Annotated in this window: 2 protein-coding genes; both read left to right on the top strand. The window is 74.9% G+C overall.

All coding sequences use genetic code 11. The annotated features are described in order from the left end of the window. The coding region (locus tag ABT023_RS21675; RefSeq protein WP_350888198.1) for an SDR family NAD(P)-dependent oxidoreductase at positions 1–3,744 on the top strand (3,744 nt) is incomplete at its 5' end. 36 nt (positions 3,745–3,780) lie between these two features. Further along, entirely contained in the window at positions 3,781–8,775 is a 4,995-nt protein-coding gene (locus ABT023_RS21670; protein WP_350888197.1) for a type I polyketide synthase, read from the top strand. The last annotated feature ends 20 nt before the right edge of the window (positions 8,776–8,795 follow it).

Genomic DNA, 8,795 nt, shown 5'->3' with positions numbered 1-8,795 from the left:
GTCGAGGTGGTGCAGCCGGTGCTGTGGGCCGTCGGCATCGCGTTGGCGGCGGTGTGGCGGCACGCGGGCGTCTCCCCGCAGGCGGTGATCGGTCATTCGCAGGGTGAGATCGGTGCGGCGTGTGTGGCGGGGATCCTGTCGCTGGAGGACGCGGCGCGGACCGTCGCCCTGCGCTCCCGCGCCCTAGCGGTGCTGCGGGGCACGGGGGCGATGGCGTCGGTGGACCTGTCCGCGCAGGCGGTCGCCGAGCGGCTGCCGGGATTCCCGGGTGTGGGCGTCGCGGCAATCAACGGTCCCGGGACGGTGGTGGTGTCGGGACCGCCGCAGCCGGTGGCGGACCTGGTGCAGGCGTGCACCGACGACGGCATTCGCGCCCGGTTGATTCCGGTGGACTACGCGTCGCACTCGGCGTCGGTGCAGGAGGTCGCGGAGCAGTTGCGGGCGGATCTGGCCGGCGTGGCCCCGCAGGCCGGCGATGTGCGGTTGGTGTCGACGTTGACCGGGGACTGGGTCGACCCGACCTCCATGGGCGCGCAGTACTGGTACGACAACCTGCGCCGGACGGTGCAGTTCGACGCCGCCGTCCGGGTGGCGATCGCGGCCGGCCACAGCACGTTCGTGGAGATCAGCCCGCATCCGGTGCTGACGATGCCGGTGACGGCGATCCTCGACGACACCGGCACGGCCGGGCACACCCTGGGCAGCCTGCGCCGGGGTGACGACGACCCGACCCGGCTGTTGACGAACCTGGCCACCGCGCACGCCGTCGGCCTGCCCGTCGATCTGACGAATGTGCTCGCCGGGACCGACGTGGTGCCGCTGCCCACGTACGCCTTCGAGCACCAGCGGTTCTGGGTGGACCCGCCCGTGCACCGGGCGCAGGACGTCGCCTCCGCCGGCCTCCAGGACGCCGGCCACCCGCTGCTCAGCGCCACCCTCACCTTCCCCGACAGCGAGCGGATGGTGTTCACCGGCCGGCTGTCGGTGCGTACCCATCCGTGGCTCGGCGAGCACCGGGTGATGAACAACATCCTGCTGCCCGGCACCGCGTTCGTGGAGCTGGCGACGTACGCCGGCGAGCAGGCCGGCTGCCCGACGGTGGAGGAGCTGACCCTGCTCGCCCCGCTGGTCCTGCCCGAGCTGGGCTCCCTCCAGGTGCAGCTCTCGGTCGGCGAGCGCGACGACGACGGCCGGCGCGGCGTGCAGCTCTACTCCCGGCCCTACCGGGACGGCTCGGACGAGATCCTCGCCGACGTGGCCTGGACCTGCCACGCCACCGGCCTGCTCGCCCCGCAGTCGGCCGACGCGCCCGCCTTCGACCTGGGGGTGTGGCCGCCGCCCGGCGCGACCCGCGTCGAGTCCGCCGACTTCTACTCCGGCATCGAGGCGACCGTCTTCGGGTACGGCCCGGCGTTCCGCGGCCTGCGCGCCGCGTGGACCCGCGGCGACGAGGTCTTCGCCGAGGTGGAACTGCCCGCCGACCACCACGCCGAGGCGGGCCGGTTCGGCGTGCACCCGGCGCTGCTCGACGGCGCGTTGCAGGCCATGTCGATCGGCGGCTTCCTCGGCCGGATGGGCGACGGCGCCGACGCCACCGCGCCCCGGCTGCCGTTCGCCTGGACCGGGGTCTCCCTGCTCGCCGCCGGGGCCACCGCCCTGCGGGTCCGGGTCGCCGCGGCCGGCGAGGTCGGGGTGGCCTTCCAGGTGGCCGACGCCACCGGCGCGCCGGTGCTGCACGTCGACTCGCTGATCATGCGGCGGGTCTCCGGCGACTCCCTCGGCGCGGCCCGCTCCGGCCGGCACGAGTCGCTGTTCCAGGTGGACTGGCCGGCGCTGCCGGTGCCCACCGGCCCGGTCCCGGCGGCCACCCGCTGGGTGGTGCTCGGCGGCGACGACCTCGCGCTCAGCGCCGCCTGCGAGTCGGCGGGCGCGCGGGTGCGCGCCGACATCGACCTGGACTCCCTCGGCGACCTGCTCGCCGGGGGCGAGCCCGCGCCGGAGGCGGTCGTCGTTCCGGTCGGCGGCCCCGCCGACGACGACGCGGACCCGGCCCTCGCCGCGCAGGCGCGGGCCACGACGCACCGTACCCTCGCGGCGCTGCGGACCTGGCTCGCCGACGACCGGTTCGCCGGGTCCCGGCTCGTCCTGGTCACCCGTGACGCGGTCGCGGCGGGGGAGGAGCCGGCGGTCAACCTGCGCCAGGCCCCCGTGTGGGGCCTGCTGCGCACCGCCCAGCTCGAACACCCCGACCGGTTGCAGCTCGTCGACCTCGACGACGAACCGGACAGCCGGGCCGCCCTGGCCGCCGCGATCGCCTCCGGTGAGCCGCAGCTCGCCGTGCGGGCCGGACAGGTCCGCACCCCGCGCCTCGGGCGGGTCCCGGCCGGGACGGAGCCGCTGCCCGGCGGCATCGACCCCGACGGCACCGTGCTGATCACCGGCGGCACCGGCGTGCTCGGCCGGATCCTGGCCCGGCACCTCGCCACCACCCACGGCGTGCGGCACCTGCTGCTCGCCGGCCGGCGCGGCGCGGCGGCCGAGGGGATCGCCGACCTGGTCGCCGAACTCGCCGACGCCGGTACGGAGGTGACCGTCGCCGCCTGCGACGCCGCCGACCCGGACGCCCTGGCGGCGCTGCTCGCCGGGGTCCCCGCCGCGCACCCGCTGACCGCCGTGGTGCACGCCGCCGGCGTCCTCGACGACGGGGTGCTGGAGTCGATGACCCCCGACCGCGTCGACGCGGTGGCCGTGCCGAAGATCGACGCGGCCTGGCACCTGCACCGGCTCACCGAAGGGCTGGGCCTCGCGGCGTTCGTGCTGTTCTCCTCGGCGGCGGCCACGCTGGGCAGCGCCGGCCAGTCCAACTACGCGGCGGCCAACGCCTTCCTCGACGCCCTCGCCGCGCACCGCCGGGCCCGGGGGCTCGCCGGCATCTCCCTCGCCTGGGGCCTGTGGGAGCAGGCCAGCGGCATGACCGGCCACCTCGCCGACGCCGACGTGCGGCGCATCACCGAGCAGGGCGCCGCCGGCCTGGCCACCGCGCAGGCGCTGGACCTGTTCGACGCCGCCTGGCGGCTGGACGCGGCGGCGGTCGTACCGATGCGGCTGGACGTCGGGACGCTGCGGGGTCAGGCGGAGTCCGGTGCCCTCGCGCCGATGCTCCGCGCCCTGGTCCGGGTGCCGCTGCGCCGTTCCGTCGACGCCACCGGCGCCCGTGCCGGCGGGGTGTCGCTCGGTCAGCGGCTCGCCGGACTGGCCGGACCGGAGCGGCTGAAGGTGGTGCTCGACGTGGTCCGGGCGAACATCGCCGCCGTCCTCGGCCACGCCGGCGCCGACGCTGTCGACCCCGGCCGGCTCTTCACCGACCTGGGCTTCGACTCGCTCACCGCCGTGGACCTGCGCAACCGGCTCAACGCCCTGTCCGGGCTGCGGCTGCCGGCGACGCTGGTCTTCGACTACCCGACGCCGACCGCGCTGGCCGAGAAGCTGACCAGCGAGATCGCCGCCGACTCCGCGCCCTCCACCCAGCCCATCTTCCAGGGCATCGACACCGTGGAGAGCCTGCTCAACTCCATCCCGCTCGACCCGGTGGCCCGGGACCGGTTCACCGCCCGGATGCAGGACCTGCTCGCCAAGGCGTCCGACCTGGCCGCCGGGCCCGCCGCCGAGGACCGGCCCGATCTCGACTCGGCCAGCGACGACGAGATCTTCGACTTCATCAGCAAAGAGTTTGGAATCTCCTGAGATGACCGACTTCCGGATCGAGGCAGGTGTGACCCGATGAGCGACGACAAGCTGCGGTACTTCCTCAAGCGGGTCACCGCCGACCTGCACGACACCAGGCGCAAGCTGCAGACCGTCGAGGCGCGCGACCAGGAGCCCCTGGCCATCGTCTCGATGAGCTGCCGCTTCCCCGGTGGCGTCCGGACGCCGGAGGACCTGTGGGACCTCGTCGCCGACGGCCGGGACGCCCTCACCGAGTTCCCGGGCGACCGGGGCTGGGACCTGGAGTCGCTCTACGACCCCGACCCGAACAAGCCGGGCAAGAGCTACACCCGGGTCGGCGGGTTCCTCGACGGCGCCGGTGACTTCGACCCGACCCTGTTCGGCATCTCGCCGCGCGAGGCCCTGGCCATGGACCCACAGCAGCGGCTGCTGCTGGAGACGTCCTGGGAGGCCGTCGAGCGGGCCGGCATCGACCCGCTGTCGCTGCGTGGCAGCTCCACCGGCGTCTTCGTCGGGCTGAGCACCTCCAACTACGGCATCGGGCTGCCGAACGTGCCCGAGGGCGTCGACATGTACCTCGGCACCGGCAACACCACCAGCGTCGCGTCCGGCCGGATCTCGTTCACCCTCGGACTCAACGGCCCGGCCGTCACGGTGGACACCGCCTGCTCGTCGTCCCTCGTCGCCCTGCACCTCGCCGTGAACGCGCTGCGCCGGGGCGAGTGCGACCTCGCCATCGCCGGTGGCGTCACCGTGATGGCCACCCCCGGCGTCTTCGTCGTCTTCTCCCGGCAGCGCGGCATGTCCGTCGACGGCCGGTGCAAGGCGTTCGCGGCGGGCGCCGACGGCACCGGCTGGGGCGAGGGCGGCGGGGTGCTCGTCGTGGAGCGGCTCGCCGACGCCGAGCGCAACGGCCACCCGGTCCTCGCGGTGATCCGGGGCAGCGCCCTCAACCAGGACGGCGCGTCCAACGGGCTCACCGCCCCGAACGGCCCCTCCCAGCAGCGGGTCATCCGGCAGGCCCTGGCCAACGCCCGGCTCGGCACCGCCGACGTCGACATGGTGGAGGCGCACGGCACCGGCACCACCCTCGGCGACCCGATCGAGGCGCAGGCGCTCATCGCCACGTACGGGCAGGACCGCCCCGCCGACCGGCCACTGTGGCTCGGCTCGGTGAAGTCGAACATCGGCCACACCCAGAGCGCCGCCGGCGTCGCCGGGCTGGTCAAGATGGTGATGGCGCTGCGCAACGGCGTCATGCCGGAGACCCTGCACGTCGACGAGCCGTCCCAGCACGTGGACTGGACCGCCGGTGCGGTGTCGCTGCTCACCGAGTCGAAGCCGTGGCCGGAGCTGGACCGCCCCCGTCGCGGCGGCGTCTCCTCGTTCGGGGTGAGCGGCACCAACGCGCACGTGATCCTGGAGGAGTACCGGCCCCGCGTCGCCGGCCCGGACACCGTCGACGGGGAGGAGGCCGCCGAGGCCACCGCCGTCGAGTCCGCGTACCGGCCCGGCCTGATCGACTCCGACGTGACGATCTGGCCGGTGTCGGCCCGGTCGAAGGCAGCCCTCGCCGGCCAGGCCGCCCGGCTCGCGCGGCACGTGCGCGACCACGGCGACCTCGCCCCGGCGGCGGTCGGCTGGGCCCTGGCCACCACCCGGTCCACGTTCGACCACCGGGCCGCCGTGGTCGGCGCGGGTGCCGAGGAACTGCTGGCCGGGCTGGACGCCCTGGCCGCCGGCCAGCCGGCCGGCAACCTCGTGACCGGCACGGTCACCGGCTCCGGCGCCGGTCCCGTGTTCGTCTTCCCCGGCCAGGGCGCCCAGTCGGCGCGGATGGCCGCCGGCCTCGTCGGCCGGGCCCCCGCGTTCGACGCGAGGCTCGCCGAGTGCCAGCGGGCCCTCGCCCCGTACCTGGACGTGGATCTCGTCGCGGTGCTGACGGGCGAGGACGAGTCGTGGCTGGACCGGGTCGAGGTCGTCCAGCCGGTGCTGTGGGCCGTCGGGATCGCCCTCGCCGCCGTCTGGCGCGCGGCCGGCGTCGTCCCGGACGCCGTGGTCGGCCACTCGCAGGGTGAGATCGGCGCGGCGTGTGTGGCGGGGATCCTGTCGCTGGAGGACGCGGCGAGGACGGTTGCCCTGCGTTCGCGTGCTCTTGCCGTGCTGCGGGGTACGGGGGCGATGGCGTCGGTGGACCTGTCCGCCGACGCGGTGACCGCCCGCCTCGCGCAGTTCCCGGGTGTCGGGGTGGCGGCGGTGAACGGCCCGGCCACGGTGGTCGTGTCGGGTCCGCCGCAGCCGGTGGCGGACCTTGTGCAGGCGTGCACCGACGAGGGGCTGCGGGCAAGGCTGATTCCGGTGGACTACGCGTCGCACTCGGCGTCGGTGCAGGACGTCGCCGAGCAGTTGCGGGCGGACCTGGCCGACGTGGCCCCGCAGGCCGGTCACACCCGTCTCGTGTCCACGCTGACCGGGGACTGGGTGGACCCGGCGGGCATGACCGCCGACTACTGGTACGACAACCTGCGGCGGACGGTGCAGTTCGACGCCGCCGTCCGGGTGGCGATCGCGGCCGGCCACAGCACGTTCGTGGAGATCAGTCCGCATCCGGTGTTGACCATGCCGGTGACGGCGATCCTCGACGACACCGGCACCACCGGGCACACCCTGGGCAGCCTGCGCCGGGGTGACGACGACCCGACCCGGTTGCTGACGAACCTGGCCACCGCGCACGCCATCGGCCTGCCCGTCGACCTCACGAACGTCCTGCCCGGGACCGACACGGCACCGCTGCCCACGTACGCCTTCGACCACCAACGGTTCTGGCTGGACGGCAGCGGCGGCCCCGACCTGGAGAGCCTGCTCCAGGCGGCGGCCGACCCGAGCGACGCCAGTTTCTGGGCCGCCGTGGAACGCGGCGACCTCACCGCCCTCGCCGAGACCATCGCCACCGAGGACACCCCGGTGGACCAGGCCTTCGACGCGCTGCTCCCGGCCCTGCCGCTGCTCACCTCGTGGCGCCGGCAGCGGCGTCGGCAGTCCGACATCGACAGCTGGCGCTACCAGGACACCTGGAAGCCGCTGCCCGGCGTGGCCAACCGGGGCATGACCGGCACCTGGGTCGTCGTCATGCCGACCGGCGACATCGTCGAGCCCTGGCAGGACGCCTGCGTCGAGGCGCTCACCGGGGCCGGCGCGACCCTCGTACCGGTGCCCGTCTCCACCCCCGACGTCGACCGCGACCTGCTCGGCAAGCTGCTGCGGGAGGCGCTCACCGCCGCGCCGGGCGGCGACGGCGACGCCGTCGAGGTGGCCGGCGTGGTGTCGCTGCTCGCCTTCGACGAACTGGTCCACCCGCTGTACCCGTCCGTGCCGGGCGGCTTCGCCGCCACCGTCGCGCTGTTCCAGGCCCTCGGCGACATCGGCCTGCGCGCCCCGATGTGGAGCATCACCTCCGGCGCCGCGTCCGTCGGCCGAGCCGACCTGCTGCGCTCCCCGGTGCAGTCGCTGGTCTGGGGATTCGGCCGGGTCGCCGCGCTGGAGCACCCGCAGCGCTGGGGTGGCCTCGTGGACCTTCCCGAGGCCGTCGACGAGCGCTCCGCCGGCCTGCTGGTCGCGGCCCTCACCACCGCCGGGGAGGAGGACCAGATCGCGGTACGCCCCGGCAGTGTCCTCGCCCGCCGGCTCACCCGGGTTCCGCTCGGCGACAGCCAGCCCACGAACCCGTGGCAGCCGTTCGGCACGGCGCTGGTCACCGGCGGCACCGGCGCGCTCGGCGGGCACGCCGCCCGCTGGCTGGCCCGCAGCGGCGTGGAGAACATCCTCGTCGTCAGCCGGCGGGGCATGGCCGCGCCGGGCGCGCAGCAACTCGTGGACGACCTCACCGAGCTGGGCGCCCAGGCCGCCGTGGTCGAGTGCGACGCCTCCGACCGGGACGCGCTGGCCGACCTGATCGACGCGATCCCCGCCGAGTACCCGCTCACCACGGTCGTGCACGCCTCCGCCGTGCTCGACGACGCGATGATCAACGACATCCGGCCGGAGCAGATCGAGCGGGTGCTCCAGGCCAAGGTCGACGTCGCGTACAACCTGCACGAGCTGACCCTCGACCTGGACCTGTCCGCGTTCATCATGTTCTCGTCGTTCGCGGGCAGCGTGGCCAGCTCCGGCGTCGGCAACTACGCCCCGAGCAACGCGTTCCTCGACGCGCTCGCCCAGCACCGGCGCGGCCTCGGCCTGCCCGCCACCTCCATCGCCTGGGGCGCCTGGGCCGGCGGCGGCATGGCCGACGGGCCGCTCGGCGAGCTGCTGCACCGGCACGGCGTACCCGAGATGACCCCCGAGGCGGCCATCGCCGCGCTGCACCAGGCCGTGGACCACAGCGAGGGGTTCCTCACCATCGCCGACATCGCCTGGGAGCGGTTCGCAGTCGCGTTCACCGCCACCCGGCCCGGCCCGCTGATCGGCGACCTGCCGGACGTCCGCCGGCTCGCCACGGCCGAGACGGTTGCCGGCGTGGAGGCCGGGGACGGCCCGGAGACGTTGCAGGACCGGCTCGCCGGGCTGCCCGCCGCCGAGCGGCTCGCCGTGCTGCTCGGCCTGGTGCGCAGCCAGGTCGCCGCCGTGCTCAACTACGCGTCCGCCGAGTCGGTGGACGAGCACCGGGCGTTCCGGGAGCTGGGCTTCGACTCCGTCACCGCCGTCGAACTGCGCAACCGCCTCGGCTCGGCCACCGGGGTGGCCCTGCCGGTCACCCTGGTCTTCGACTACCCGACCCCGACGACGCTGGCGGAGTACCTCTTCGCCGAGGTCGCCCACGCCGACGTGGTCACCCCGACCGCCCTCCTCGACGACCTCGACCGGATCGCCGACAGCCTCGACGTGGTGGCGCGCGACGAGGCGGCGCGGGTGCGGGCCACCGTACGGCTCCAGGCGATGTTGTCCCGGCTCGGCCAGGCCGGCGGCGGCGACAACATCGGCCGACACCTCGACGACGCCACCGACGACGAACTGTTCGCGATGGTGGACAAGGACCTCGGCATTTCCTGACCTCACTCCGGCTCTCTCCC

This window comes from Micromonospora sp. NPDC002296 (assembly GCF_040296145.1).
Lineage (GTDB): Bacteria > Actinomycetota > Actinomycetes > Mycobacteriales > Micromonosporaceae > Micromonospora.
The sequence above is the reverse complement of the archived record's forward strand: the minus strand, read 5'-3'. Positions and strand labels throughout refer to the sequence as shown.

Excerpts from the sequence above, each read along its gene's own strand:
- ABT023_RS21670 (WP_350888197.1), top strand. The coding sequence starts at position 3,781 with ATGAGCGACGACAAGCTGCGGTACTTCCTCAAGCGGGTCACCGCCGAC.